This is a genomic window from Micromonospora lupini, from assembly GCF_026342015.1.
Lineage (GTDB): Bacteria > Actinomycetota > Actinomycetes > Mycobacteriales > Micromonosporaceae > Micromonospora > Micromonospora lupini_B.
The window spans coordinates 2320460-2346274 of record NZ_JAPENL010000002.1 but is presented as its reverse complement, the minus strand read 5'-3'; the positions used below and the strand labels follow the sequence as shown (position 1 = coordinate 2346274).

Sequence of the window (25815 nt, the reverse complement as noted above, 5' to 3'; positions counted from 1 at the left end):
CCGATACCGACGGTCAGCCGGCGTCGGACGAGTGCCCGGGGAACAGATGGGCGTCCGGGTCGATGGCCACCGCCGCGTTGTTGACCGCAGTCGCGGCCTCGCCGAAGCCGGTGGCGATGAGCCGCACCTTGCCCGGGTACTCGGTGATGTCGCCGGCCGCGAAGACCCGGGGCAGGTTCGTCGCCATGGCGCTGTCCACAAGGATGTGCCGGCGGTCCAGCCGGAGACCCCACTCGGCGAGCGGGCCCAGGTCGGCGGTGAAGCCGAGGGCGGCGACGACGGTGTCCACCGGCAGGGTCTCGGCCGCGCCGCCGCGCACGGTCACCTCGGCGGCGGTCACCGTGGCGTCGCCGAGCAGGCGGGTGACCTCGGCGTTGACCACCACCCGCACCGGTAGCGACAGCACCCGGGCGACAGTCGAGGCGTGCGCCCGGAACTTCTCCCGCCGGTGCACCAGGGTCACCGAGCGGGCCAGCGGTTGCAGGGCCAACGCCCAGTCGAAGGCGGAGTCGCCGCCACCGACGATGAGCACGTCCCGGTCGGTCAGCTCGGTCGGGTCGGTGACGAAGTAGACGATGCCGGCGCCGGGAGCGCCGTCGGCGCAGGGCAGTGGGCGTGGGCTGAAGCTGCCGAGCCCGCCGGTGACCACTACCGCGCCGCAGCCGAGCTGCTCGCCGCCGGCCAGGCCGAGCACCGGCCGATCATCGGCGTACGACAGCTTCTCGGCCCGCGTGCCGAGCAGGTACTGCGGGCCGAAGGGCGCGGCCTGGGCGACCAGGTTGGCGACCAGGTCACGGCCCTTCACGGCGGGAAAGCCGGCCACGTCGAGGATCAGCTTCTCCGGGTACATGGCGGTGACCTGGCCGCCCGGCTCCGGAAGCGCGTCGATCACCGCGACGGACAACCCTCGGAACCCGGCGTAGTACGCGGCGAAGAGGCCGGCTGGACCAGCCCCGATCACGGCGACATCGACCTCGCGCATGACGTACCGTCGCTTTCCGCTCACGGATCAACGCTTGCTGATCTCGACGGTAGGCGGGGTGCGGCGGTCGGGCAAGCATGTCCCAGAGGCGCGCCGAGGAGCAGGTCAGGGCAGGCTGAGGGTGGAACCCGAGTAGTCCGGACCCTCCACCGTGGGCCGGCGACGGCGGAACAGGATCGCCGCCACCACGCCACCGAGCAGCCCGAACAGGTGGCCCTGCCAGGAGATCCGCTCGTCGGTGGGGAGGATTCCGACCAACTGCCAGCCGTAGAGCAGACCGACGAGCAGGAAGACCGCGAAGTTCCACCAACTGCGCTCGACGATGCCGCGGGTGAGCAGGATGCCCAGGTAACCGAAGATCACCCCGCTGGCGCCGACCACCACCGAGTTGGGCGAGCCGGTGAACCAGACCCCGAGCCCGCTGACCAGGATGATGATCAGGGTCGACCAGAGGAACCGGCGGGCACCGGCGGCCAGCACGAAGGTGCCCAGCAGGATCAGCGGGATGCTGTTGCTGTAGAGGTGGTCGAAGCCGTGGTGCAGGAACGGCGAGAAGAAGACGCCGTCCAGGCCGTCGATGCGGTGCGGGATGATGCCGGCGGTCGCGTCCAGGCCGAACGCGAGCCCCTGGTCGACGGCCTCGATGAGGAAGAGGAACGGGACCACCGCGCACATGGCGACGAAGGCCCGGCCGAGCGCGGCGTAGAACGCCTCGGTGCCGAACCGGTAGGGGTCGCCGCTTGGCGGCTGCAGGCTCACCCCCCAACTGCTATCAGCAAAAGGGGCCTACCGCCACTCACGTCCCGCCCGGTTGCCCGGAATACGCGCGACGGCGGGGCGGGTGGATGACCACCCGCCCCGCCGTCGACAGCGTCAGTAGTTGCCGTTGTTCTGGAAGTTGGTCCAGGCACCACAGGGCGTCTTGTACTTGCCCTTGATGTAGCCCAGCCCCCACTTGATCTGGGTGGCCGGGTTCGTCCGCCAGTCGTCCGCGACCGAGCCCATCTTGCTGCCGGGCAACGACTGCGGGATGCCGTACGCGCCGGAGGAGGAGTTGCTGGCCTTGTGGTTCCAGCCGCTCTCCTTGTTCCAGAGCTTGTCCAGGCAGGGGAACTCGGCGATGCCGAAGCCCGCCTCGAGCATCAGCGCACAGCCGATCTTGCGGTTGCCGCTGTACTCCGCGCAGGACGCCGGGATCGGCCCCTCGTACGGCTTGGCGACGTCCTTGGCGGCGGCCTCGCGCTCGCGCTTGCGCGACGCCGCGGCGGCCTCGGCCCTGCGCGCCCGCTCGGCTGCCTCCTTGGCGGCCTGCGCCGCCCGCAGCTTCGCCTGGTATTCCGCGGCCCGCTGCCGCGCGAACGCGACCTGGTGGCTGGCCTGGCGCTCACGCTGGTAGGCGAGGTCGATCCGGTCGACCTCGACGCCTACCTGCGCGGTCAGGCCCTGTTGCTGGGTTTCCCGATCTTCGCCCAGGTAGAAGCCACCGGCGACGCCCACGGAGAGCAGCGCGACAGCGGCCGTACGGGCGCCCAACCGGCTCCACAGCCGACTCACGAAGTGTCCCTTCGTCGGGGGCATGGACATGGCGCGGCGCAGGCCACGTGGGCCCTCAGCCGTGCCATGAGCGCCCCGACCGGTGAGCCGGTCGCGCCGACGCACCTACCGTCACCGATGCCGCCCAGCTTGGACGAACGATCACCAACGATGCGTGTGGTGCGTGGGCGCTCGTGGGACACCATCGCGCACAGTGAGGCTGATGGGAAACCAACCGGCACCTTTGTGACCTGGGCCACACCTAGAATGTGGACGTAAGCCTACAAAAGACCCATCACAGCGGGATGTCCTCCAGAAGATCGGTCACCATCGCGGCGATCGGCGACCGCTCCGACCGGCTGAGCGTGACGTGGGCGAAGAGAGGGTGGCCCTTCAACGCCTCGATCACCGCAGTCACGCCGTCGTGTCGGCCGACCCGCAGATTGTCCCGCTGGGCGACGTCGTGGGTGAGCACCACCCGGGAGCCCTGCCCGATCCGGGACAGCACGGTCAGCAGTACGCCGCGCTCCAGCGACTGTGCCTCGTCCACGATCACGAAGGCGTCGTGCAGGCTGCGCCCCCGGATGTGGGTGAGCGGCAGCACCTCGAGGATGCCGCGCGAGGTGACCTCCTCCAGCACGTTCTCGTGCACCACCGCGCCGAGCGTGTCGAAGACCGCCTGCGCCCACGGCGACATCTTCTCCGACTCGGACCCGGGCAGATAGCCCAGCTCCTGACCGCCGACGGCGTACAGCGGGCGGAAGACGATCACCTTCTTGTGCCGGCGACGCTCCATCACCGCCTCCAGCCCGGCGCAGAGCGCCAACGCCGACTTGCCGGTGCCGGCCCGCCCACCAAGCGAGACGATCCCGATCGTCTCGTCGAGCAGCAGGTCGAGGGCGACGCGCTGCTCGGCCGAGCGGCCGTGCAGGCCGAACGCCTCGCGGTCGCCCCGGACCAGCCGGACGGACTTGTCCGGCAGGACCCGGCCCAGCGCGGAGCCACGCGACGAGTGCAGCACCAGGCCGGTGTGGCAGGACAGCCCGGCCGCCTCGTCGAGGTCGAGCGTCTCGCCGGCGTACAGCGCGGAGATCTGCTCCTCGCTCAGATCCAGCTCGGACATGCCCGTCCAGGTGGGGTCGCCGGCCTGGCCGTGCCGGTACTCGTCGGCGCGCAGGCCCACCGAGGCGGCCTTGACCCGCAGCGGCATGTCCTTGCTGACAAGCGTGACGTCCCGGCCCTCGGCGGCGAGGTTGAGCGCCACGGAGAGGATCCGGGCGTCGTTGCTCTCGGTGCGGAACCCGGGAGGCAGCACGCCGTCGTCGGTGTGGTTCAGCTCCACCCGCAGCGTGCCGCCCACGTCGTTGGCGGGCACCGGCGTGTCCAGCCGGCCGTACTGGATCCGCAGCTCGTCGAGCATCCGCAGCGACTGCCGGGCGAACCAGCCCAGCTCCGGGTGGTGCCGCTTGCCCTCCAACTCGGTGATGACCACCAGCGGCAGCACCACCTCGTGCTCGGCGAAGCGGTGGAACGCCGCCGGGTCGGACAGCAGCACGGACGTGTCCAGAACGAACGCCTGGCCCGCTGGTCGCGGCTCCTTGGGGTCGGCCGGCGCGGTTGCCGCCGTACGGCGGCTCCGGGGGGCACGGCGGGTCGTGGCAGTCGCGGCCGGGGTCTGGTCGGCACCGGCGGTGGTACGGCGAGTCGTCACAGGCCTGCTCCGACGGATGGGCACCCGGCCACCCGTGTTCCGCCTCGTCCGGTGCCCGGTGACACGGGGTCGGATGCGGAACCCCGTGCGCGAGGTCGCAGATCCGGGCGGACCGGCTGGCTCGGGAGAACCCCGTGCCATGCCTAGACGCTAGCGGCGGCGGACCGTCCCGGCTAGGGGCGATCGTGGATCACCGGGAACGGCCGCGTGAACACCGCCCGGTCGGATGACCCGGCAGGTCGTCGCCACGGTCGATCCGGCGCCCGGACGGGACGACGACACCGGCGACCGGAGCGCACGCCGGAGGGCGGCGAGCCGGCCGGGATGCATGCCCCCTGCGCGCATCCCGGCCGGCGGGGCCACGGTCACCGGTCTGACGTGGCCCCGACGGTGCGTGTCCGCCGCGGACGACGCACCGCGTCTTCTCCGCGCCGGTCGGCGGTACCGCTCGCGGCGGCCCGCCGGCCGGCTCAGCCGGTTCGTCGAACGAGCGTGCCGGTCGGGTGCCGCCCGGTGATCGGGGCGGCCGGCGCGGTGAACGACGAGCCGGTGTACGTGGTGCCGGGGCGGGCCACCGTGCCGGCCGAGCGGACGGCACCCGCCGAGGAGACCGACAGGGCTGAGGCGATCGCCGCCTGGGCGTCGCGTCGACGCCTGTTCCAGGCGCCCCGGTCGCCGTCGAAGTAGCCCTGCCGGTAGCCGAAGCGGTAGCCGATGCGGTAGCTGAGCTGCCCGTGCAGGCGACCGGCGGCATAGCTGGTGGCACCGAGCACCAGGACGAGGAAGACCACGAGGAACGGGCTCATCGGGCGGCCCCGGCCCGGCCCGGACGCCGGCTCATCGTTCCTCCGGCTCGACAGTGGTGGGGTCGGCGGTGGGATCCGCGACAAGCAGCCGGTCCAGGTCGTCGGTGCTGACCTCCTCGACCAGCTCGACGCTGATCCGGCAGCCGTCAAGCACGACCTCGGCCACGGAGGACCGTCGGATCTCCCCGCCGGCGTCGTAGACCCGGACGCTCAACTCGGGGCAGCCGAGATGGGTACGCCAGGCGTTCCACTCGGTGCGGTCGCCCACGCTCAGCGACAGGTATCGGCAGCCTCGGGCGAGGTAGAGACGCCAGGGGGCGCTCAGCCCCGCGGCCACTCCCTCGGCGATCAGCCCGAAGGCCTGGGCTCGGGTGGCGAGCTCGGTCACCACACCCCCTCGGCACCGGGGGCGTGACGCATGTGAGCACCAATCGTCTCATGCACGTGACACACCGTAGATTGTCCCATGAGCGTGACAGTATCAGCTTTTCGTCCGCTTACATTCGCCACTACGGGCATCTATTCTGCCCGGGTGACACCCCTCCACAGCGGCGCTGGATCGTTTACCGCGAATCCGAGAGTGCCGTCACGTCCGCGTGACAGCAGCGTGCCTGGGCGCACACCCGCGCCCGGCTGGCCGTACCGTCACGGGGTGACCGAGACGGCCAATGCGCGAAAGATCGCCTTTGCCACCTTCGTCCGGCGTGCCCTCGACGAGGCGCGGGCGACGCGGGCCTGGAGCGGCACCGAGGTGTCCCGACGTACCGGCGTCTCTCGACAGACGATCAACCGGTGGGTCCGCGGGGACTGGGCCAGCGACCCCGAGGCCGAACGCGTCGTCGCCTTCTGCGAGGGCCTGGGCCTGAACCCCGCCGCCGCCTTCGCGGCGCTCGGCTGGGACCGCACCGCCAGCGGCCCCCGCGCCGGCCAGCCGGCCCCACCGATGGACCCGGACGTGGAGGCTCTCCTGCGCCGCCTCGTCGACCCGAACGTGTCGGACGCGGAGAAGTTCCACATCCGCGAAACCATTAGATACCTCGCATACCGCCCAACGTTGCCGGTCGATGTCCGAAATAGAGGCAATCAGGCAGGCTAGTTCCTCAGATGGCGAAAGAACGCCTGGTCAGGTTCATTCGTTTCGCTCCGGGGCCACAACGGGCACGCTAGCGTCCGTACTCGTACTGCTTGGGCTCGTCATCGGCGGGGGGACGGGACAAGGCCGAACCCAGCCCTGCGGGACATAAGGAGGGGTCTGTCCATGACCCTGAAGTGGTGGGGAGTCGTGGTCGCCACGGTGTCGATGACACTGTGGGCGACCGGCAACGTGGTGACCCTCGCGGTCAACGGTGGGCAGCTGCCGCTGCTCGTCAACCTTCTCGCTCTCACCAGCGCCGGCACGGCGGTCATCCTGGCCGTCGTCGCGGAGCTGCACGAGCGTCTCAACGACCGGATCAGCGCGCTCACCGAGTTCCTGGTGGCACGGCTCAACGACATCGAGGCCCACACCGGGGACCGCAACACAGGCTTCGTGGAGGGCTACCTGCTCAACCACGGGCAGGACGCGGCGGTGGTGCCGTTCGGACGCCGCGGACGAGGAGCCGCCGAACGCTGACCGCGCGCCGCCGAGCGGTGGTGCTCGGCCAGGAATGAGCCCTCAACGCCGGGGTACGCTGACGCGCGTGCCGCCGTTGAATCTGGGCAACCACCAGCCGAGGACCCCGTTGAACGCCGATCAGGCATGGCAGGTCACTGCCGGCCGGGCGGCGGGGACCGTGCTCTTCTTCGACTTCGACGGCACGCTCGCGCCCGTCGACGACGACCCGACGGCGGTCCGCCCCGCGCCCAACGCCCTGGCCGCGATCGAGGCGCTGGCCCCGGTGGTGCAGCGGATCGCGATCGTCTCCGCGCGGCCCGTCGACTTCCTCCGGGACCGCCTCGGCGAGCTGAGCGGCGTCGACCTCTACGGTCTCTACGGGCTGGAGCACAGCCACTCCGGTGGCGAGACAGTCACCGAGCCCACCGCCCTGCCGTGGGTGCCGACCATGGCCGAGCTGGCCGACCTGGCCCGCGCGGAGTTGCCACCCGGCACGCTCGTCGAGTTCAAGCGGCTCTCGGTCGCGCTGCATTGGCGTACCGCGCCGCAGCTCGGCGGGACCGTGCAGCAGTGGGGGCAGGCGCAGGCCGACCGGCTGGGGCTGCGGGTGCAGGCCGGGCGGATGGTGCTGGAGCTCAAACCGCCCGTCGACCGGGACAAGGGCATGGTGATCGGCGAGGTGGTCCAGGGTGCCACCGGCGCGTGGTACTTCGGCGACGACGTCTCGGACATCAAGGCGTTCGCGGCGCTGCGCGCCCGCGCCGAGGCGGACCCGGACTTCTTCGGCGTCTGCGTGGCCGTCGCCAACCCGGAGACCGGTCAGGAGGTGGCCAACGCCGCCGACCTGACCATCGAGTCCCCGGCCGCGCTTGGTGACTTCCTCACCCGGGCCCTGGCCCGACTGCCCTGACCCGCTGCCCTGGCTCCGCCCGCGGCGGGGCTCAGGCGCCGTACCGGCGCTGGCGGGTGGCGTACGAGCGCAGCGCGCGCAGGAAGTCGATGTGCCGGAAATCCGGCCAGTTGAGTTCGCAGAAGTAGAACTCCGAGTGCGCGGACTGCCAGAGCATGAAGCCGGACAGCCGCTGCTCCCCGCTGGTCCGGATGACCAGGTCGGGGTCGGGCTGGCCGCGGGTGTAGAGGTGCTCGGCGATGTGCTCCACGTCCAGCACCTCGGCCAGCTCCTCGATGGTGCCGCCGGAGGCGGCGTGCTCCAGCAGCAGCGAACGGACCGCGTCGGTGATCTCCCGCCGGCCGCCGTAGCCGACCGCGATGTTGACCTCCGCGCCCCCGCTGCGGTCCCGGGTACGCTCCTCGGCGCCCTTGAGCGCCGCCGCCGTCTGCGCGGGCAGCAGGTCGAGCGCGCCGACGATGCGCAGCCGCCAGGGGTTGCCCTCCTCGGACAGCTCCACCACCAGGTCCTCGATGATCTGCAACAGCGGGTCCAGCTCGCTGGCCGGGCGGCGCAGATTGTCGGTGGCCAGCAGGTAGAGGGTCACATGACCGACGCCGGCCTGGTCACACCAGCCGAGGACATGCTTGATCTTGGCCGCGCCGACCCGGTGCCCGTCGTTGGGGTCGACGAAGCCCATCTCCCTCGCCCACCGGCGGTTTCCGTCGCACATCACCCCGACGTGTCGGGGCACCGGCTTGCCCGCGAGCTTCGCCGTGAGCCGGCGCTCGTACACGGAGTAGATAAGGTTCCGCAGCGTCATCACCTAGCAGCGTAGCGACCCGCCGGCAGGATCACCCCTTCGGAGGGCGATCCCCGCCGGACAGTTCGATGCCGATCATGCCCAGCGTGCGGGCCGTGAGCCGTCCGTCGCCGAGCCCCAGCTCGACCACGTCGTCGAAGACGCGGTCGTCCCGGCGGGCCGCGCGGACCGCCGCGTCGACCACCCGCCGCCGTCGCGCCAACCACGCGGCCACCGAGCTGTGCCGCAGGTGGGTGCCGAGGCGACGACGCAGACCCACGGCGTAGCGACGTGCCGCCGCCTCGGGCGCACGGGCCGCCGCGGCACCAGCCAGCGCACCGGAGAGCAGCGCGTAGAAGATGCCCTCCCCGGTGAACGGGTTGATCAACGACAGGGCGTCGCCGGCCAGCAGGGTGCGGTCCCGTCCCGGCGTCGGCCGGTGCGTGGACAGCGGCAGGTGGTGGGCGCGCAGCGCGGTCACCGTCGACAGGTCGGTGCCGGGCAGCAGCGCGACCAGCCGATCCAGCAGGTACGCCCGGCTCAACGGCTCGCCGCGCAACACCTCCCCGTACCCGACGTTCGCCCGCCCGTCGCCGATCGGGAACGACCAGGCGTACGCCGGCCAGCGCGCCTTTGAGGTGACGATGAGCTGCTCGGGTGGGCCGGCCAGCGCCGGCGCGTACCCCCGGATGGCGAGCGCCAGGTGCCGGTCGGGGTTCACCGGGTGCCCGAGGGCCCGGCGCACCACCGACCCGGCGCCGTCCGCTCCCACCACCACCCGGCCGGACAGCTCCCCGTCGAGCACCACCCGGTCGGCACGCGGCTGGACCCGGCGGACGCTGTGCCGCCGCAACTGCGCTCCGGCGGCCACCGCGGCCGCCACCAGCCGCGCGTCGAAGACCTCCCGAGGCACCGTGTACGCGGGCCGGGGCAGCGCCCGAGCGACCGCCTGACCACCAGGGGAGACCATCCGCAGCGCGGGCAGCGGGGCGTACCCGGCCACCGCCTCGGTCACGCCCAACTCGGCGAGCACGTCCACCGAGTGCGCGGCGATCCCGTCGCCGCAGGCCTTGTCCCGGGGGAAGTCGGCCCGGTCCAGCAGCAACACGCTGGCGCCCGCCCGGCGGGCCGTCAGCGCGGCGGCAGCTCCCGCCGGCCCTGCTCCCACCACCACCACGTCGAACTCGTCGCTCACCGCGCGCCTCCCTCCGGCCGACGCGACTGCTCCCGCACCGCCCCGACGATCCACCTGCGCCGCCCGCGCCGATCGTTGTGACCGTCGCCACCCGCCATCCTGCCCCCTGCCCGCCCGCGCAGACCGCACCGCGCGGCGCGAGACGGCCGACCGGTCGGGTGTGGTTCGTGCCGCTGTCAGGCTGGCACGGCGTCGTGGGCGTCGGGGGCGCGGGCCGCGCGGCGCAGGCCGTACAGGGCCAGTGCGGCGGCGGCCACCAGCGGGGCGCCGTCGCGGACCAGGCCGTCAACGCCCAGCAGCCACCAGCACAGCGGCAGGTCCACGGCGAGTACGGCCACCGTGACGACGACCAGCAGGCCCCGCGCCCAGTCCTTGCCACGCATTAGGAACGCGGTGCAGAACAACACCGCGTAGCTGGCCGCGATGCCCGCGCCGAACCAGAACAGCACGGCAGGTACGGCGGACAGACGATCGTCCAGGATGGCGCCTGTCGCCACCAGCGCCGGCACCAGCATCAGCGGACTGTAGGTGAACGCCGCCACTCGACTGGTCAGCAGCCAACCGCTGGCCTGCGGCCGGCGCGGCGGAGTCTCCCGCCAGGAGATGCCGGCCTTGTCGATGACCAGTCGGGGCCGGTGCCGGACGAGATGCCCGGCGAGCGCCGACGAGCGGTAGAGCAGCCAGACCACTGCCACACAGAGCGCGGACAGGACGGCGAAGCCGAGCAGCCCGGGCAGCGGCGGCACCCCCTGCCGGGGCACGATCAGCCGGCCGACGGCGAAGATCGTGGTGACCGCCAGGATCAGCCCGAACGGGCGGGCCACCGTGCGGCCGCGGCGGACGTGCCCGATCAGCAGCAGGAAACCGAACGAGCGCAGCATCGCCCAGCCGGTGCGCACGGCCAGGCCGAAGCCCTGCTCCGGGGCGTACCACCAGTTGAGCAGCTCGACCACGACGGTGGCCGCCGCCGTCGTCGCGAGCAGGAAGGTGAGCACCCGGACGGCGGACGGCCGCCGGACCTCGGTCTCGGCGGCCGTCCTCATGGAATCCGTTGTTGCCCGCGGCGGGCGCTCTTCACACCTACCGCTGCGGCTGTGCGGCGTCCAGGCGGGCGCGCAGCGCGTCCAACTCGGCCCAGAGCACTCCGGGCAGCTTGTCACCGAACTTCTCGAACCACTCGGTGATCATCGGTAGCTCGTCGCGCCACTCGTCGGGGTCGACCTTCAGCGCGATCCGGACGTCCTCCGGGGTCATGTCCAGGCCCTCGACGTCAAGCGAGTCGGGCGTCGGCACCATGCCCACCGGGGTCTCCACCGCGTCGGCCGTGCCCTCGATCCGCTCGACGACCCACTTGAGCACCCGGGAGTTCTCCCCGAAGCCCGGCCACAGGAAGGAGCCGTCCGGGTCCTTGCGGAACCAGTTGACGTAGTAGATCTTCGGCAGCTTCGCCTCGTCGCCGTCGGTGCCCTTGCCCATCTCGATCCAGTGCCGGAAGTAGTCGCCGGCGTGGTAACCGATGAACGGCAGCATCGCCATCGGGTCGCGACGGACCACGCCCACCGCGCCGGACGCGGCGGCGGTCGTCTCCGAGGAGAGCGTCGCGCCCATGTAGACGCCGTGCACCCAGTCGCGGGCCTCGGTCACCAGCGGGATGGTGTCCTTGCGGCGACCGCCGAAGAGGATCGCGTCGATCGGCACGCCGTTCGGGTCGAAGTACTCGTCGGCGAGGATCGGGCACTGGGTGATCGGGGTGCAGAACCGGCTGTTCGCGTGCGAGGAGAGGGCGTCGCTCTCCGGCGTCCAGTCGTTGCCCTTCCAGTCGATCAGGTGCGCCGGCGGCTCACCCATGCCCTCCCACCAGACGTCACCGTCGTCGGTGAGGCCGACGTTCGTGAAGACGGAGTTGCCCCGGTCAAGCGTCCGCATGGCGTTGGCGTTCGTCTTCCAGTCGGTGCCGGGCGCGACGCCGAAGAGGCCGTACTCCGGGTTGACCGCGTAGAGCCGGCCGTCCGGGCCGAACCGCATCCAGGCGATGTCGTCGCCGATCGTCTCGACCTTCCACCCCGGGATGGTCGGCTCCACCATGGCCAGGTTCGTCTTGCCACACGCGGAGGGGAAGGCGCCGGCGATGTGGTGGACCTTGCCCTCCGGCGAGGTGATCTTGAGGATGAGCATGTGCTCGGCGAGCCAGCCCTCGTCCCGGCCCATCACGCTGGCGATCCGCAGCGAGTAGCACTTCTTTCCCAGCAGCGAGTTGCCGCCGTATCCGGACCCGTACGACCAGATCTCCCGGGTCTCCGGGAAGTGCGAGATGTACTTGGTCTCGTTGCACGGCCACGCCACGTCCTGCTGGCCCGGGGCGAGCGGGGCGCCGATCGAGTGCAGCGCGTGCACGAAGTCGGCGTCGTCACCCATCGCCTCAAGGACCGTCGCGCCCATCCGCGTCATGATGCGCATCGAGGCGACCACGTACGGGCTGTCGGTGATCTCCACACCGAACATGGGGCTCGCGGCCTCGACCGGACCCATCACGAAGGGGATGACGTACATGGTGCGACCGCGCATCGACCCGCGGTACAGGTCGGTCATCGTCCGCTTCATCTCGGCCGGCGCCATCCAGTTGTTGGTGGGGCCGGCGTCCGCCTCGTCGACGGAGCAGATGTAGGTGCGCTCCTCGACCCGGGCGACGTCCGTCGGGTCGGTGCGCGCGTAGAACGAGTTCGGCTTCTTCTCCGGGTTCAGCCGGATGAGGGTGCCGGCCTCGACCAGCTCATCGGTGAGGCGACGCCACTCCTCGTCCGACCCGTCCACCCACACGACCCGGTCGGGGGTGGTCAGTTCCGCGACCTCACGGACCCAGGCAAGCAGTTTCGGATGGGAAGTCGGGGCCTGATCGATACCCCGCACTACAGCCGGAGCAACCATGACACATCTCCTTGTGGTCGACGCTGACCGATCTATGGGATGCACGAGTCTCAGCGACGCCGCGCGCCGCCTTCGTGGAAACCTGGGATTGGCCTCAGCGTAAACCGGGCAGCCTTCCTAGACAGTGGGACGGGTTGTGAAGAACTGCACAAGATACGGCCACGCTGCGGCATCACGATCTGATACCCGCTTTCCTGCGCAGTTTCACGCAAATCTTGTTGTGCACCCCGGTCGACGCGCTTTGCGGTCGGGCCGCCAACCGCCCGGCCGACCGGTGCGGGGATTCCCGTTCCGAGGCGCGTCAGTCCTCCCCTGTGGTTACGCTGCGTTCACCTGCGGCGTACCGGGTGAAAGGGCCGGCACGAGCGACGATGTCCGGTCGCCGTTGCTACCCCGCCGAGTGGCCGACAGCCGGTAGGCTCGCCCCGTGGCCGCCACGATGACCGGGGAGCAACCGGGTCCCCGGCAGACCCGACCGGGTCTGGTCCGCGGGCTGCTCGACCGTTTCGGTCACCTCGTACGCGAGCTGAGCAAGTTCGCCACCGTGGGCGGGATCGCCTTCCTCATCGACTTCGCACTCTTCAACTACCTGACGACCGTGCGGGGCATGGAGCAGGTGACCGCGAAGACGATCTCGACAGTGATCGCGGCGACCTTCGCCTTCGTCGGCAACCGGTTCTGGACCTGGCGGCACCGCCAGCGCAGCAACCCCGCGCGGGAGTACGCGCTGTTCTTCTTCTTCAACGCCGTCGGCCTCGGCATCGCGGTGGCCTGCCTCGCGATCAGCCGGTACGGGCTCGGCAGCATCTGGCCGGCCGTGTTCCAGACGCAGCTTGCCGACAACATCGCCAGCTTCGTCGTCGGCACGGGCCTCGGGACGCTGTTCCGATTCTGGTCCTACCGGCGGTTCGTCTTCGTCGAAGCGGGAACTCCGATCGTTCCGCAGGTGGAGCACGACCGGGACCACGGGGCGTGACCTGCCGCCCACCTCGTCCGGCCGGTGATCGCCGGCTTCACCGACTGCCCTAAGGTGTTTCGCATGCGTCTTGTCCGTCTGCTGCCTGAGCGCTGGCAGAAGTTCATCCACGAGGCGTTCAAGTTCGGCATCGTCGGCGGCGTCAACACCGTCATCAATTACGCGGTGTTCAATGCCCTTGCACTTACCGTTTTCGTCAACGGTCAATTGAAGGCGAACGTGATCGCGACCCTCGTCGCCACGATCACGTCGTATCTGATGAATCGGCACTGGACGTACCGGGATCGCCCGAAATCGGCTCTTCGTCGGGAGTACGTCCTTTTCTTCCTGTTCAACGGGGTCGGCCTGCTCATCGAGCTGGGCGCGGTGGCGGCTGCCAAGTACGGCCTCGGCGTCCACGGTCTGCTCGCACTGAACGTGGCGAAGACCGCAGGCGTCCTGCTGGGCACGCTCTTCCGGTTCTGGTCGTACCGGACCTTCGTCTTCCAGCCCGTGGTGCCGGCCGACGGCGAGACGAAGACCGAGCCCACCTGGCACGACATCCCACGCGACGAGTGGGACACCCTGGCGGAGATGGACCCGGTCGCCGAACTGGCCGAATCCGTCTCCGAGCTGGAAGAGGCGCAGTCCAGTGACCGCCCCGACGCGACGCCCGGCCCGACCGGCGCCGCTCCCACCCAGCAACGGCCCACACCGCTGACCGCCGGCCTGCACGCCGACCTGGACGCGGAACTCGCCGCGGAGCTGCACGCCGGCACCCGTCGCTCGCCCCGCCGGTGACGCCTCCCGCCACCCGCTCCGGCACCGGAGCGCCCGCCGAGCTGTTCTTCGAGGATCTCGTCCCGGGGCTCACCGTCGACCTCGGGACGGTGACCGTGGACGGCGACGAGATGCTTGCCTTCGCCCGCCGCTTCGACCCGCAGTGGTATCACGTCGACCCGCAACTGGCCGAGGCCAGTCGGCACGGCGGCGTGATCGCCAGCGGCTTCTACACGGTCAGCCTCTTCATGCGGGCGTACGTCGACCACCTGCTGTCCCGCGCGGCGGCGGACGCCTCCCCCGGCCTGGAGGAGTTGCGGTGGCTCGCCCCGGTACGCGCCGGGGACCGCCTCGCCGTCCGGGTCGACGTGATGGGCGCCCGCCCGTCGGCCGCCCGGCCCGGGCTCGGCACCGTCATCCTCACCGGCACCATGCTCCGCCTCGGCCCGGACAACCGGCCCGAGCAGGAGGTGCTGCGAACGCGCTTCCGTGGCTGGTTCGCGCTACGCGCGGTCGAGGCGAACCCCGACGCCACACCAGCCGAGGGCGGCCCGTCGGAGGCCGGCCCGTCGGAGGCCGGCCCGTCGGAGGCCGGACCAGCGGAGACCGGCTCGTCGCAGAACGGCCCGTCGCAGAACGGGCCCGCCGAGAGCGGGCCGGCCGAGGCGCAGGCCGGGCCATCGACGGCTGCGGGGCCGCCCGGGGTCGAACAGCGGGCCTGACCGCCCCTGCGCTCGGGCCGGGACGGTCAGGGCCGATCGCGATCAGCTCGTCGTGTCGCGCAGCGGCTTGCCCTCGCGCATGTCGGCGAGGATGTCGCGCATCTCCCCGTCGCCAAGCGAGTGCTTGTCGTGCTGCGCCTCGACCAGCTCGTAGAGGGTGGTCTGCACCCGGCTGACACCCGGCACGTCGGCGAGCACCGACTGGCCGCGCTCGCCTGCGGACTCGATCGTGAGGGTGCCGCAGCCGAGCAGCCGCTCGAAGAAGTGCTGGTTCATCGAGTGGTCGTTGATCCGGGTGAGCGGGAGATCCCGCCGGTCCCGGGAGAAGACACCCTGCTGCAACAGCACGCGCTCGTTGGTGAACAGGTAGTGGGTGGTACGCCAGACCAGGAACGGCCACAGACCGAGCCAGAGGACCGCGACCAGGCCGATCACGCCGATCACGGCCAGCGCGATCGAACCACCGCTGCTCTCGGGCAGCAGGAGCACGCCGACCACCACCGCGGCGATGGCAAGCACCAACACCGCGATCGGCCGGATCAGCGCCTTCCAGTGCGGGTGCAGGTGCAGCACGACGTGCTCGTCCTTCGTGAGCACGTCTTCGGGAAACGCCACGACAACCTCCAACGCCATTTACTCGACGCGCAGACCGTAAACCCCCCAAGCCCCACCACGACATCCGCCACGCGGCCCCACCCGCTGTCCGTGATCTTGCACTTGTGGGGGTCAGCGCAGGTGCAGGACGTCGCCTGCGGCAAGTGCGCGTTCGCCAGTCGCGGTGGTGACCAGGAGTTGGCCGTCGGGGTCCACGCCGGTGGCGGTGCCGATCAGGGACTCGCCGTCGGGAAGCAGGACGCGCACCTCGCGCCCGACCGTCGCGCAGGCCGCCAGGTAGGCGGCACGCAGGCCGCTGGCCACCGCGTCCCCGCCGGCGGAACGCCAGCGGTCGTACCACTCGGCCAGGGCCCGCAGCAGCGCCCGCAGCAGCGGATCCCGGTCGGTGGCCGCCGCACCGGCCAGTTGCAGCGAGGTGGCCGGCAGCCCGGTCGGGTTCACCGGCAACTCGTCGGCGCGCAGGGTCACGTTGAGGCCGATACCGAGGACGATTGCCGGCGGTTGGGCCGGGGAGCGGCCGGGCACCGCCTCGGCCAGCACGCCGGCGCACTTGGCATCGCCGAGAAGCAGGTCGTTGGGCCACTTGAGGGCGGCCTCCAACTCGGCCAACCGGGCCACCGCCTCGACGAGCGCGACGCCGGCGAGCAGCGGCAGCCACCCGTACCCCGTGGGTGGCGCCGCCGGCCAGTCGCGGTCCGGCACGGCCTCGCCGGGCCGCAGCAGCACGCTTGTGGTGATTCCCGCCCGCGGCGGTGACTGCCAGACCCGACCGCGCCGGCCACGGCCTGCGGTCTGCCGCTCGGCGACCACGACCAGGCCCTCCGGCTCACCCGCCGCGGCGGCCTCCGCCACGTCCGCGTTCGTGGAGCCGGTCTCGGCGTACAGCTCCAGGCGGGCCCACGGCCCGTTCGGCGCGACAAGCGCACGCCGCAGCCGGGCCGCCGACAGCGGCGGTCGGTCCAGATTCGTGTACGGGGAGCCCGGCATCCCGTCAGCGTACGGCGGTGACCGCGGGAGGTACTGAGGCGTACTGCACAACAGCGCCGACCTGAACCATCGTTATATTCCCTGGGTGACTACCGAGACCGGGACCAACATCCACAGCACCGAGGGCAAGCTGGCGGACCTGGAGCGCCGGGTCGACGAGGCGGTGCACGCCGGGTCGGCGCGTGCGGTCGAGAAGCAGCACGCGCGGGGCAAGAAGACCGCCCGCGAGCGGATCGAGATGCTTCTCGACGAGGGCTCCTTCGTCGAGCTGGACGAGCTGGCCCGGCACCGGTCCACGGCCTTCGGGCTGGAGCGCAACCGCCCGTACGGCGACGGTGTGGTGACCGGGTACGGCACTGTCGACGGCCGGCAGGTGTGCGTGTTCGCCCAGGACTTCACTGTCTTCGGTGGCTCGCTCGGCGAGGTCTTCGGCGAGAAGATCGTCAAGGTGATGGACCTCGCCATGAAGATCGGCTGCCCGGTGGTCGGCATCAACGACTCCGGCGGCGCCCGCATCCAGGAGGGCGTGGTGTCGCTCGGCCTGTACGGGGAGATCTTCTTCCGCAACGTCCGGGCATCCGGGGTCATCCCGCAGATCTCGCTGGTGATGGGACCCTGCGCCGGCGGCGCGGTCTACTCCCCGGCGGTCACCGACTTCACGGTGATGGTCGACCAGACCTCGCACATGTTCATCACCGGCCCCGACGTGATCAAGACGGTGACCGGCGAGGACGTCGGCATGGAGGAGCTGGGCGGGGCCCGCACGCACAACACGCGCAGCGGCAACGCGCACTACCTCGCCAGCGACGAGGACGACGCGGTCGACTACGTCAAGGCCCTGCTGTCGTACCTGCCGTCGAACAACCTCGACGAGCCTGTCGTCTTCGAGGCCCCCGCCGACCTGGCGATCACCGACGAGGACCGCGAGCTGGACACGCTCGTCCCGGACTCGGCGAACCAGCCGTACGACATCCACACAGTCGTCGAGCACGTCCTCGACGACGGGGAGTTCCTTGAGGTCCAGCCGCTCTACGCGCAGAACATCGTGGTGGGCTACGGCCGGGTGGAGGGTCGACCGGTCGGTGTGGTGGCCAACCAGCCCATGCACTTCGCCGGCACGCTTGACATCGCCGCCTCCGAGAAGGCCGCCCGGTTCGTGCGCACCTGCGACGCGTTCAACATCCCGGTGCTGACCTTCGTGGACGTGCCCGGCTTCCTGCCCGGCACCGGTCAGGAGTGGGACGGCATCATCCGCCGGGGCGCGAAGCTCATCTACGCGTACGCCGAGGCGACAGTCCCGAAGGTCACCGTGATCACCCGCAAGGCGTACGGCGGGGCGTACGACGTGATGGGTTCCAAGCACCTCGGCGCGGACCTGAACTTCGCCTGGCCGACCGCGCAGATCGCGGTGATGGGCGCGCAGGGCGCGGTGAACATCCTCTACCGTTCCGAGCTGGCCGGTGCCGAGGACCCGGCCGCGGTCCGGGCCGAGAAGATCGCCGAGTACGAGGACACACTTGCCAACCCGTACGTGGCGGCCGAGCGCGGGTACGTCGATTCGGTGATCCCGCCGCACGAGACGCGCACCCAGATCGTCCGGGCGCTGCGCGTCCTGCGCACGAAGCGCGAGACCCTGCCGCCGAAGAAGCACGGCAACATCCCACTCTGAACGCGCTCGCGGTCCCCCGATCCGCGCAACGTGGGGGAAAGTGCTGCCTCGCGGCGCTGGGAGGCAGCACTTTCCGTGAAGTCGCGCGGATCAAGGACGGTCAGCAGGCCGGGTTGGCCGCTGGGCACAGTCGTTGGGCGGCTGTGCGGCCCAGCGTCTCCAGGTCTGGCTCGCGCAGGTCCAGGTCCGGGTTGGGCACCAGCACCGTGACCAGGTCGCCGACCCGGACCACGACTGTCATCCCGACCGGTTTCGAGGGCTGGAGCGTCCGGTCTGCGGCAGGGCCGCGCGGGGCGTACGGCACATCTCGGACCAGCACCGACTCATCGCCGGCGAAGTTCGTCGCCGCCGCCTGCCAGGCGTGCTTGCTGTCGTTCGGCGTCGCCTCACCCGCGGCGACGACGTTCTCGACGACATGCCGCTCGGGGCAGGCGTCGAGCAACATCCGCAGCTCGGTGAACAACTGCGCGCCCACCGCCGGGGCGAGTCGGTAGACGTCCTGGCTGAGCTGCACGCGTACCGCCGTGGCACCCTCCTTCGTCGGCGACAACAGCGTCTGCGAGCGCGAGTAGCGGGAGTACACGCGGGCCGCCGGCACACCCCGCTCGTCACCGCACCGCTGCAACGCGGGGTCCAGCCGGACGGCCTCACCCAGGCCGGCGTCGCCGAGCTGCACGCCGGTGGGCGCCGGCACCTCGGCGGGCGTCAGCAGGGCCTCCTGCGGGATGTCAGCGGCGGTTGTGGCGTCGACCGGCACCCGGGTGGCCGCCGTGGGCGGCGCTTCCGGCCGCTCCTTCAGGGCATACGCCGGGCCGGTGACCGCCGCGAGCACCGCGACCGCCGCGAACGCGGCCGTGCGACGCCTACGCCTGCGGGCCGTCGCCCGGATCTCCTCCGGCTCCGGCCACCTGACGTCACGCAGGTCCCGGTGGACCCGTTCGACGAATGCCAGGTCGTCGTCACGCATCGGTGGCCTCCTCCAGGTCAGAGACGGCGAGCAGGCCGGCGAGCGCCGTCCGCCCACGGGAGAGCCGGGCCTTGACCGTGCCCACCGGTGCGGCGGTCTCCCGCGCCACCTCGGCGACGGGCATGCCCATCAGGTAGTACAGGGCGATGGCGGTGCGCTGCTCCTCGGGCAGTCGACGCAGCGCGGCGACCACCTCGACCGTGTCGGTGCCCGGCCCGGGAACGGTCTCGGTCGCCCCGTGCCGCAGGTACGCGCGGGCGCGACTGCGCAGGCTGCGCCAGCGGCTGACCGCGATGCGGCTCGCCACCACACGCACCCACGCCTCCGGGTCGTCGTACCCGCTGATCGTCGACCAGCGCTGCCAGGCCCTGATGTACGCCTCCTGCACCGCGTCCTGGGCCTCGACGCGATCACCGGTGAGGGCGTAGACGAACCCGAGCAGCCGTTGTCGGCTCCCCCGGTAGAACTCGTCGAACCCGTCGACGTCCGGCACCCGCTACCTCCCCGTGTCGGTCGCAGGGAACACGCGCCGGGCGGGGCCGTCGGTTGCCCCGGTCAGGCGATCATCTTCTCCAGCTCGGCGAGCGGGAACGCGCCGGCCGCGATCCGTTCCCGGACCGCCAGGCGTACCGCCCGCTGCACGGCCACGTTGGCAGGTGTCGGCACGCCGTGCAGCCGGCCGAGCAGCGCGACCTCGCCGTTGAGCTGGTCGACCTCGGTCGAGCCGGCGCCCCGGGCGAGGCTCTGCCAGGTGGAGCCGCCGGACCGGTCCGCGCCGTCGACCGGACGCAACTGGACCAGGTCGCCGCGTTCGGCCCTCTCCTCGTCCGGCGAGGTGTGTGGGATGCGCGCGGCGGCGAGCGCGGCGACGCCCTCGGCGCGTACCCGCTCGGCCAACGCGTCCGGGATGTCCTGCCCGAGCAGCGCCTGGAGGCCGTTGCCGAGGTTGCTGAGCAGCTTGCCGTACTTCCAGCGCAGCACGTCCTCCCGTACCGGCGCGACGAAGCCGGCGGCGGTCAGGTCGGCCGCGACAGCCCGGTCGGTATCGTCGGCGCCGCCCGGGTAGCGGCCGAGGTGGAGCATCCCGGGGTGCGGGTGCCCGTTGGCCACCACCACGCCCGGGTCCAGATGGGTGGCGGGCAGCCAGACGCAGACCGCGTGCACGTCGGCGAAGAGCCGCAGGGCGGCCCGCTCGTTCGCCACCCCGTTCTGCGCGGTGAGCAGCGGAAGCCGTTCGCCGGCCGTGCCACCACCGGCGACCGGCGCGTCCACCCACGCCGCCAACGCGGCCTCGGTGTCCTGCGACTTGACGGTGAGCACCAGCACCGTGTCGGCCGGCAGCGGCCGGTCGCCCGGACCGTCCACGGCGGCGAGCCGGGCGGTCACGTCACCGTCGGGCTGCCGCAGCGTCAGGCCGCGCTCCCGGATCGCGTCCAGGTGCGCGCCGCGCGCCACAACTGTCACGTCCCGGTCGGCCTGCGCCAGCCGTACGCCGATGGTCCCGCCGACCGCGCCCGCTCCGATGATCACGTATCGCATGGCCTCATTCTGCCTGCCCGCGCGGCCGGTGCCCGGGGCGGCGGCCGGTGGGCGGCCTTGGCCGTGCCCGGTCCGGTGCTGCCCGGACCGGCGCTGCCCGGACCGGCGCGGCCCGGTCCGGCGCTGCCCGGTCCGGCGCGGCCCGGTCCGGCGGTCAGAGCGTCAGGCCGGCGTCGGTGAGGATCGAGCCGGTGAGGAGAAGCGCGCCGGCGACCAGGGCGACCAGGTTGACCAGGGCGAAGAGGACCACCCAGAAGAACGCCGGGAACGGGGTCAGCCCGGCGAGCTGATCGGCGTCGGAGGCGGGCATCCGGCCACGCGAGCGCAACCGTTGCAGCTCCACCACCGGTCGCACCCCGCCCAGCAGCAGGAACCACACCCCGGTGTACGCGAACGCGGCCTGCACCTGCGGCGTGGCGTACCACGAGACGGCGAGCACCACCGCTCCGGTGACCAGCAGCGACACCACGCCGAAGGCGTTGCGGATCATGACCAGCATGGCGAGCAGCAGGACCACCGCGACCCAGAGCAGCAGCGTGATCCGGTTGCCGCCGAGCAGCCAGGCACCGCCCAACCCGACCAGCGGCGGGGCGACGTAACCGGCGAGCAGCGTGAGGATCATGCCCGGCCCGGTGGGCCGACCGGCGGAGAGCGTCAAGCCGGAGGTGTCCGAGTGCAGCCGGATGCCGCGCAGCTTGCGGCCGGTGAGCAGGGCGACAAGCGCGTGCCCGCCCTCGTGCGCGATGGTGATGGCGTTGCGGGCGATCCGCCACGGCAGCCGGGTGGACACCACCACAAGCGCGACCGCGGCGGTTATCAGCACCAGCAGCGGGGGCGGGTCCGGCTGCGCGCCGAACAGCGTGTCCCACAGGTCGCCCAGCCCGTCGATCGACATCATGGGGCGCGAGCCTACCGGCGGCGTTCCGTGTCGCCTCCGAGGCACCGGCTCATAACCTGGGAGACTGATCGGGTGGCGAGTGAAGCGGGAGGTGAGCGCCGGTGCGTGCCGAACCCCTGGGACACCACGTCGGGCTCTGGACCGAGGCCGACTACTTCGCCCTGGGTGAGACCCCGGACCGGATCGAGCTGCTCGACGGGAGCCTGATCGTGAGGCCTGCGCCGAGCAAGCGGCATCAGTTGGTGTCGTGGGAACTTGTCCACAGCCTGCGCCGCGCGGTGCGAGCACAGGATCTTCTCGTCTTCGAGGCGGTCAACGTACGACTCGGGGTTGACCGGATCGCTATCCCGGACGTGGTCGTCGCGGACACCGACGATGTAGGCACGATCGTGGAACCCTCCGAGGTCCTCCTGGTGTGCGAGATCGTCTCGCCCGGCAACGCCGCCGCCGACCGGCTGGTGAAGATGCAGCTCTACGCCATCGCGCGAATCCCGTGGTATCTGCTGGTCGAGCAGGACGGTGACGGTCACTCGCTGCGGCTCTATCGGCTGGACGGCGAGCACTACGTCGAGGACCAGGTGGCCAAGGCCGGCGAGACCCTGAGCATCGTGGAGCCGTTGGGCTGGCAGCTCGACCGGGCCACCCTGCGCTGACCGGTCCGACTCCGGTCACCGGGAGGACTGACGCCCGTCGATGAAACTTTCTTCAACAACTCTTGCGATCTAGGGCAGTTACCTCCAAAGATGGTCATCAATAGACCGCGTCCCTGGAGGCACCTCATGGCCCGTACCCGATCATCGCTGCGCCGCGCGCTCGCGGCCGGCCTCACAGTCCTCGCCACCGCGGCGGCGACAGTGGTCGCGACCGCCGGCCCGGCGGCGGCGGCCACCACGCCCGGCGTCGACGTCTCCCACTACCAGGGCACCATCAACTGGACGAGCGTCCGCAACGCGGGCATCCAGTTCGCCTTCATCAAGGCGACCGAGGGCACAAGCGTCAAGGACTCCGCCTTCAACACGAACTACGTCAACTCGTACAACGCCGGGGTGATCCGCGGCGCGTACCACTTCGCCCGGCCCAACATCTCCGCCGGCTCGACCCAGGCCAACTACCTGGCGTCCAACGGCGGCGCCTGGTCGGCCGACAGCCGCACCCTGCCCGCCGCGCTGGACATCGAGGCCAACCCGTACAGCGGGGGCTACTGCTACGGCTTGAGCACCACCGCGATGCGCAGCTGGGTGCAGGACTTCCTGAACACCTACCGCTCCCGCACCGGCCGGTACGCGGTCATCTACACCACCACGAGCTGGTGGAACCAGTGCACCGGCAGCTGGACCGGCCCGTGGGCCAACCACCCGCTCTGGCTGGCCCGCTGGTCGAGCACGCCGGGCGCCCTGCCGGCCGGCGCGTCGGTGTACAGCTTCTGGCAGTACACGAGCAGCGGCGCCGTCTCCGGGATCAGCGGCAACGTGGACCGCAACTACTGGAACGGTGACCGGACCCGGCTGATCGCACTGGCCAACAACACCTGATCGGACCGTTGGCGGCAGCGGGATCGACGGTCACCTCACGGTCGACAATCGGTCCGGCTGCCGCCACACACCGCGTACGAGTCAGGCCCGCCGTCGGCTCATCGCCGGCACCATCACCGGAGCATCCTCGCGGACGACCGAGTCCCGCCGGCTGAGCCGCCGGACGCCCACCGCACCAACGGTGATGGCAACGACGCCCAACAGCGCGACGAGTACCGGAAGTCCAACGCTGATCAGCAGCAGTGCCACATCGCCGAGTGCGACGAGCATCCACAGTGCCAGCCGGGGCCGGGCGTTCCTGTATCGATAACCCATGTCGCACCTCCCTCCGTCGTTGGAGATCAGATACCCCGAACGACGCAAGAACATGCGAGAGAGATTCGCGCAGGTGAGGAACGCGGGTCAGTTGACCCGGTCGGGCTTGAAGCCCTTGACGATCTGGTCGAAGTTGGCGAGGTTGGCCTGCCAGTCCTTCTCCGCGATCTCCCACCGGATGGCGTAACCCCGGTTGCTTGCGGTGACGAAGCCCCGGTTGCGAACATGGATGCGGGTGTTGTCCCGGGTCTCCAACCACTCCCAGTCGGCGCAGGTCCGGTACCAGTCGCAGGCCTTGATGCTGCCCACCAGCTGGTAGTTGCTGACCAGATTCCGACGGTACGGTTCCTTCTCCTTCCAGTCGGCGACCGCGTCCTTCAGCGGGCTGGGGGTCCACTGGACCAGCATCTTGCCGGGCCCGCCGGACTGGTTGAAGACGGCCGTGTCCGAGCCGGTCTGACGGCCGCTCCAGCCGGGTGGGAGCGGGATGGAGAAGGTCGGCCCCTTGTGCAGCGTCCAGCCCGCCGGCAGCGCGTTCGGGTCTGCCGACGGCGTCGCGCTCGGTGCGCCAGTGGTGGGCGGCGGCGCCGCCGGAGCGGAGGACTGCGCCGGGGCCGACGACGCGGCCGCACCTGTCGTCGGGTCGGCCTGCCGGTTCTCGTCGTCGTCGCCCTTGGTCAGCATCGGCACGATCACCACGAGGCCGACAAGCAACAGGGCCACAAGCGCCCCGATCAGCACGTTGCGGCGGGTGTTGTTCGGCTTCGTACCGTCGAAGGCCGGCACCGCCGCGCGCCCGGCCGGGCCCACCGGCGGCATCACCGACGTCGGCGTCGTGGGTTTGCGCTGCTCCGGTGCCACCGGCGGCCCGTCGACTGCCGTCGGCTCGTCGTCGGTCTCCGTCGTACCGTCATCGGGTTTGCCGGCCGGCACCGTCGCGGTCGGCTCGGCCTCCGGCGTGGCCGGGCTGTCGATCGTCGCGGTCGGCTCGGCCGGCACCGCCGCCGTCGGGTCGGCGTCGGCCGGCACGACCTCCGTCGGCGAGGCGTCGACAGCTGCCGGCCCGGCCGCGGCCGCGGCGACCGGCGGCGGGGTACGCGGCGCGGGCGGCAACACCGGACGGGCGGCGCTCTCCTCGGCGGGACGCGGCGCCGGCACGAGCGGCGGGCGCGGCTCCCGCGGACCGTTCGGCCCCGGCCGACGTACGCCGTCGAGCAGCGAGATCCCCCGCGCCCGCTTGCCCCCGGCGCGGCGCAGCAACCGCTCGGCGACCTCGGCGGTGATCCGCTCGTTCGGGTCCTTCTGGAGCAGCCCGGTGAGCACCTGCTTGAGCGGGCCAGCGTTCTTCGGCGGCGGCATCGGCTCGGTCGCCAACGCGGCAAGCGTGGCGATCGCGGACGGCCGCGCGTACGGCGACTTGCCCTCGACCGCCGCGTAGAGCGTCGCGCCCAGCGACCACAGGTCGGCCTCCGGGCCGGCGGTGCCCTCCCGGGCCCGCTCCGGGGAGATGTACGCGGGCGAACCGAGCACCATGCCGGTGCGTGTGACATTCGGGTCACCCGGGATCGTGGCGAGACCGAAATCGGTCAACACCACCCGGCCGTCGTCGCCCAGCAGCACGTTGCCCGGCTTGACGTCGCGGTGCATGACGCCCGCCTTGTGGGCCGCGTTCAACGCGCCCAGCACGCCGAGGCCGATCTCGATGGTCTGGGCCACCGACACCGGCCCGTCCTCGGCGAGGGTGTCCTGCAACGACTTCGACGCCACGTACTCCATGACGATCCACGGATCGCCGTCGGTACGCAGCACGTCGAAGATGCGGACCACGTTGACGTGGTTGAGCCGGGCGATGGCCCGCGCCTCGCGCAGCGAACGCTCCCGCATCTCGCGGCGTTCCTCGTCGGTGAGGCCGGGCGGCGGCACCAACTCCTTGATGGCGACGTCGCGGTGCAACACCTCGTCGCGCGCCTTCCACACCCGACCCATGCCACCCTGGCCGAGCGGCGACAGAAGCCGGTATCGGTCAGCGACGAGTTGGGGAAGCGCGTTCGACATCGCTGAGACGGTACCCGGACCCGCCGACGCTCACACCGCCGGCACGCCACTGTGCGCTTCGGATGACGTCGGGCCGCGTACCCTGGCGGCATGTCTGCCGAAGAGCCGCTGTTCCGGGTCGTTCGCGGCGTGCCCACCGCCGAGGAATTGGCCGCTCTCGTCGGTGCGGTCATCATGCGGTCCCGCCCGCCCGCCGCCCCCACGCCCGCGACACCGTCCGAGTGGGCCCGCAGCGGCCGCCCCGCCGGCCGCACCACCTGGCGTGCCTCCGGCCTCCCCCGCTGACCGAACCGCCACGCGGGGGCTGCCAGAGTGGCGTCCAGCCGTTAATCTCACTCAGGGAA

Annotated in this window: 28 protein-coding genes; 10 read left to right on the top strand and 18 right to left on the bottom strand. The window is 71.4% G+C overall.

Annotated elements, in window-relative coordinates:
- Positions 1–13: 13 nt before the first annotated feature.
- From OOJ91_RS25775 to OOJ91_RS25750, 6 genes are all read right to left on the bottom strand, one after another.
- Positions 14–982, bottom strand: coding sequence for an NAD(P)/FAD-dependent oxidoreductase (locus tag OOJ91_RS25775; RefSeq protein ID WP_266249859.1), 969 nt, complete (start codon positions 980–982; stop codon positions 14–16).
- Between the two features lie 105 nt (positions 983–1087).
- Positions 1088–1741: a rhomboid family intramembrane serine protease gene (locus OOJ91_RS25770; protein ID WP_266248896.1), complete on the bottom strand. Its 654-nt coding sequence runs from the start codon at positions 1739–1741 to the stop codon at positions 1088–1090.
- A gap of 114 nt (positions 1742–1855) precedes the next feature.
- Positions 1856–2536: a lytic transglycosylase domain-containing protein gene (locus OOJ91_RS25765; protein WP_266248894.1), complete on the bottom strand. Its 681-nt coding sequence runs from the start codon at positions 2534–2536 to the stop codon at positions 1856–1858.
- 274 nt (positions 2537–2810) lie between these two features.
- A complete protein-coding gene (locus tag OOJ91_RS25760) occupies positions 2811–4226 on the bottom strand; it encodes a PhoH family protein (RefSeq protein ID WP_266248893.1) in 1416 nt (471 codons plus the stop codon).
- A gap of 470 nt (positions 4227–4696) precedes the next feature.
- Positions 4697–5032 (bottom strand): hypothetical protein, encoded by a 336-nt coding sequence (locus OOJ91_RS25755; RefSeq protein ID WP_007455629.1) that lies wholly within the window; start codon positions 5030–5032, stop codon positions 4697–4699.
- 31 nt (positions 5033–5063) lie between these two features.
- Entirely contained in the window at positions 5064–5420 is a 357-nt protein-coding gene (locus tag OOJ91_RS25750) for a hypothetical protein (RefSeq protein WP_039907344.1), read from the bottom strand.
- A 264-nt stretch (positions 5421–5684) separates the two neighbouring features.
- Here OOJ91_RS25750 and OOJ91_RS25745 point away from each other — a divergent pair, with 264 nt between their 5' ends.
- The 3 genes from OOJ91_RS25745 (at position 5685) to otsB (ending at position 7536) form a co-directional block, all read left to right on the top strand.
- On the top strand, positions 5685–6128 hold the full coding sequence (locus OOJ91_RS25745; protein ID WP_266248891.1) for an XRE family transcriptional regulator: 444 nt from the start codon (positions 5685–5687) through the stop codon (positions 6126–6128).
- Positions 6129–6290: 162 nt separating this feature from the next.
- Positions 6291–6644, top strand: coding sequence for a hypothetical protein (locus OOJ91_RS25740; protein WP_266248889.1), 354 nt, complete (start codon positions 6291–6293; stop codon positions 6642–6644).
- Between the two features lie 67 nt (positions 6645–6711).
- Positions 6712–7536 carry a trehalose-phosphatase gene (gene otsB / locus OOJ91_RS25735; RefSeq protein ID WP_266248887.1) on the top strand — a complete coding sequence of 275 codons (825 nt, stop codon included), beginning with the start codon at positions 6712–6714 and terminating at the stop codon, positions 7534–7536.
- Positions 7537–7567: 31 nt separating this feature from the next.
- On the opposite strand, the gene OOJ91_RS25730 is transcribed toward otsB, so the two are convergent.
- The 4 genes from OOJ91_RS25730 to OOJ91_RS25715 form a co-directional block, all read right to left on the bottom strand.
- Positions 7568–8338 carry an isoprenyl transferase gene (locus OOJ91_RS25730; protein ID WP_266248885.1) on the bottom strand — a complete coding sequence of 257 codons (771 nt, stop codon included), beginning with the start codon at positions 8336–8338 and terminating at the stop codon, positions 7568–7570.
- A gap of 31 nt (positions 8339–8369) precedes the next feature.
- Positions 8370–9566, bottom strand: a complete 1197-nt coding sequence (locus tag OOJ91_RS25725) for an NAD(P)/FAD-dependent oxidoreductase (RefSeq protein WP_439117106.1) — start codon at positions 9564–9566, stop codon at positions 8370–8372.
- A 122-nt stretch (positions 9567–9688) separates the two neighbouring features.
- Positions 9689–10555, bottom strand: coding sequence for a hypothetical protein (locus OOJ91_RS25720; protein ID WP_266248882.1), 867 nt, complete (start codon positions 10553–10555; stop codon positions 9689–9691).
- A gap of 37 nt (positions 10556–10592) precedes the next feature.
- The gene (locus OOJ91_RS25715) at positions 10593–12437 is read right to left on the bottom strand and encodes a phosphoenolpyruvate carboxykinase (GTP) (protein WP_266248880.1); all 1845 of its coding nucleotides are present in this window, start codon (positions 12435–12437) and stop codon (positions 10593–10595) included.
- A gap of 439 nt (positions 12438–12876) precedes the next feature.
- Here OOJ91_RS25715 and OOJ91_RS34630 point away from each other — a divergent pair, with 439 nt between their 5' ends.
- The 3 genes from OOJ91_RS34630 to OOJ91_RS25700 all read left to right on the top strand — a co-directional run bounded on the left by OOJ91_RS34630 (position 12877) and on the right by OOJ91_RS25700 (position 14894).
- Entirely contained in the window at positions 12877–13413 is a 537-nt protein-coding gene (locus OOJ91_RS34630) for a GtrA family protein (protein ID WP_439117128.1), read from the top strand.
- 63 nt (positions 13414–13476) lie between these two features.
- Entirely contained in the window at positions 13477–14193 is a 717-nt protein-coding gene (locus tag OOJ91_RS25705) for a GtrA family protein (protein ID WP_266248876.1), read from the top strand.
- On the top strand, positions 14190–14894 hold the full coding sequence (locus OOJ91_RS25700) for a MaoC/PaaZ C-terminal domain-containing protein (RefSeq protein WP_266248875.1): 705 nt from the start codon (positions 14190–14192) through the stop codon (positions 14892–14894). The genes OOJ91_RS25705 and OOJ91_RS25700 overlap by 4 nt, the downstream gene beginning before the upstream one ends.
- A gap of 42 nt (positions 14895–14936) precedes the next feature.
- On the opposite strand, the gene OOJ91_RS25695 is transcribed toward OOJ91_RS25700, so the two are convergent.
- Positions 14937–15509, bottom strand: a complete 573-nt coding sequence (locus OOJ91_RS25695) for a PH domain-containing protein (RefSeq protein ID WP_007455608.1) — start codon at positions 15507–15509, stop codon at positions 14937–14939.
- A gap of 111 nt (positions 15510–15620) precedes the next feature.
- Positions 15621–16496, bottom strand: a complete 876-nt coding sequence (locus tag OOJ91_RS25690; protein ID WP_266248873.1) for a biotin--[acetyl-CoA-carboxylase] ligase — start codon at positions 16494–16496, stop codon at positions 15621–15623.
- A gap of 85 nt (positions 16497–16581) precedes the next feature.
- On the opposite strand from OOJ91_RS25690, the gene OOJ91_RS25685 reads away from it, so the two are divergent.
- Positions 16582–18165: an acyl-CoA carboxylase subunit beta gene (locus OOJ91_RS25685; protein ID WP_266248872.1), complete on the top strand. Its 1584-nt coding sequence runs from the start codon at positions 16582–16584 to the stop codon at positions 18163–18165.
- Between the two features lie 100 nt (positions 18166–18265).
- Here OOJ91_RS25685 and OOJ91_RS25680 read toward each other — a convergent pair whose 3' ends face one another.
- The 4 genes from OOJ91_RS25680 to OOJ91_RS25665 form a co-directional block, all read right to left on the bottom strand.
- Complete coding sequence (locus OOJ91_RS25680; protein WP_266248871.1) at positions 18266–19132, bottom strand: hypothetical protein; 867 nt, start codon at positions 19130–19132, stop codon at positions 18266–18268.
- Positions 19125–19625 carry a SigE family RNA polymerase sigma factor gene (locus OOJ91_RS25675; RefSeq protein ID WP_266248870.1) on the bottom strand — a complete coding sequence of 167 codons (501 nt, stop codon included), beginning with the start codon at positions 19623–19625 and terminating at the stop codon, positions 19125–19127. The genes OOJ91_RS25680 and OOJ91_RS25675 overlap by 8 nt, the downstream gene beginning before the upstream one ends.
- Positions 19626–19687: 62 nt before the next feature.
- Positions 19688–20671 (bottom strand): ketopantoate reductase family protein, encoded by a 984-nt coding sequence (locus OOJ91_RS25670; RefSeq protein WP_266248869.1) that lies wholly within the window; start codon positions 20669–20671, stop codon positions 19688–19690.
- Positions 20672–20825: 154 nt separating this feature from the next.
- On the bottom strand, positions 20826–21569 hold the full coding sequence (locus OOJ91_RS25665; RefSeq protein ID WP_007455587.1) for a M50 family metallopeptidase: 744 nt from the start codon (positions 21567–21569) through the stop codon (positions 20826–20828).
- A 101-nt stretch (positions 21570–21670) separates the two neighbouring features.
- Here OOJ91_RS25665 and OOJ91_RS25660 point away from each other — a divergent pair, with 101 nt between their 5' ends.
- Both OOJ91_RS25660 and OOJ91_RS25655 read left to right on the top strand, forming a co-directional pair.
- Positions 21671–22222 carry a Uma2 family endonuclease gene (locus OOJ91_RS25660; RefSeq protein WP_266248867.1) on the top strand — a complete coding sequence of 184 codons (552 nt, stop codon included), beginning with the start codon at positions 21671–21673 and terminating at the stop codon, positions 22220–22222.
- A 126-nt stretch (positions 22223–22348) separates the two neighbouring features.
- Entirely contained in the window at positions 22349–23101 is a 753-nt protein-coding gene (locus tag OOJ91_RS25655) for a GH25 family lysozyme (protein WP_266248866.1), read from the top strand.
- Between the two features lie 81 nt (positions 23102–23182).
- Here OOJ91_RS25655 and OOJ91_RS25650 read toward each other — a convergent pair whose 3' ends face one another.
- Both OOJ91_RS25650 and OOJ91_RS25645 read right to left on the bottom strand, forming a co-directional pair.
- The gene (locus tag OOJ91_RS25650; RefSeq protein ID WP_266248865.1) at positions 23183–23416 is read right to left on the bottom strand and encodes a hypothetical protein; all 234 of its coding nucleotides are present in this window, start codon (positions 23414–23416) and stop codon (positions 23183–23185) included.
- 87 nt (positions 23417–23503) lie between these two features.
- Positions 23504–25471 (bottom strand): serine/threonine-protein kinase, encoded by a 1968-nt coding sequence (locus tag OOJ91_RS25645; RefSeq protein WP_266248864.1) that lies wholly within the window; start codon positions 25469–25471, stop codon positions 23504–23506.
- Positions 25472–25561: 90 nt separating this feature from the next.
- Here OOJ91_RS25645 and OOJ91_RS25640 point away from each other — a divergent pair, with 90 nt between their 5' ends.
- Positions 25562–25756 (top strand): acyl-CoA carboxylase subunit epsilon, encoded by a 195-nt coding sequence (locus OOJ91_RS25640; protein WP_266248863.1) that lies wholly within the window; start codon positions 25562–25564, stop codon positions 25754–25756.
- Positions 25757–25815 lie beyond the last annotated feature (59 nt).

Bases quoted from the DNA above. Each gene is read 5' to 3' on its own strand.
- OOJ91_RS25705 (WP_266248876.1), top strand. From the start codon at position 13,477: ATGCGTCTTGTCCGTCTGCTGCCTGAGCGCTGGCAGAAGTTCATCCAC.
- OOJ91_RS25690 (WP_266248873.1), bottom strand. From the start codon at position 16,496: ATGCCGGGCTCCCCGTACACGAATCTGGACCGACCGCCGCTGTCGGCG.
- OOJ91_RS25755 (WP_007455629.1), bottom strand. From the start codon at position 5,032: ATGAGCCCGTTCCTCGTGGTCTTCCTCGTCCTGGTGCTCGGTGCCACC.
- OOJ91_RS25775 (WP_266249859.1), bottom strand. From the start codon at position 982: ATGCGCGAGGTCGATGTCGCCGTGATCGGGGCTGGTCCAGCCGGCCTC.
- OOJ91_RS25645 (WP_266248864.1), bottom strand. From the start codon at position 25,471: ATGTCGAACGCGCTTCCCCAACTCGTCGCTGACCGATACCGGCTTCTG.
- OOJ91_RS34630 (WP_439117128.1), top strand. From the start codon at position 12,877: ATGACCGGGGAGCAACCGGGTCCCCGGCAGACCCGACCGGGTCTGGTC.
- OOJ91_RS25715 (WP_266248880.1), bottom strand. From the start codon at position 12,437: ATGGTTGCTCCGGCTGTAGTGCGGGGTATCGATCAGGCCCCGACTTCC.
- OOJ91_RS25640 (WP_266248863.1), top strand. From the start codon at position 25,562: ATGTCTGCCGAAGAGCCGCTGTTCCGGGTCGTTCGCGGCGTGCCCACC.
- OOJ91_RS25670 (WP_266248869.1), bottom strand. From the start codon at position 20,671: ATGCGATACGTGATCATCGGAGCGGGCGCGGTCGGCGGGACCATCGGC.
- OOJ91_RS25665 (WP_007455587.1), bottom strand. From the start codon at position 21,569: ATGATGTCGATCGACGGGCTGGGCGACCTGTGGGACACGCTGTTCGGC.
- OOJ91_RS25650 (WP_266248865.1), bottom strand. From the start codon at position 23,416: ATGGGTTATCGATACAGGAACGCCCGGCCCCGGCTGGCACTGTGGATG.
- OOJ91_RS25730 (WP_266248885.1), bottom strand. From the start codon at position 8,338: ATGACGCTGCGGAACCTTATCTACTCCGTGTACGAGCGCCGGCTCACG.
- OOJ91_RS25655 (WP_266248866.1), top strand. From the start codon at position 22,349: ATGGCCCGTACCCGATCATCGCTGCGCCGCGCGCTCGCGGCCGGCCTC.
- OOJ91_RS25680 (WP_266248871.1), bottom strand. From the start codon at position 19,132: ATGCGTGACGACGACCTGGCATTCGTCGAACGGGTCCACCGGGACCTG.
- OOJ91_RS25740 (WP_266248889.1), top strand. From the start codon at position 6,291: ATGACCCTGAAGTGGTGGGGAGTCGTGGTCGCCACGGTGTCGATGACA.
- OOJ91_RS25720 (WP_266248882.1), bottom strand. From the start codon at position 10,555: ATGAGGACGGCCGCCGAGACCGAGGTCCGGCGGCCGTCCGCCGTCCGG.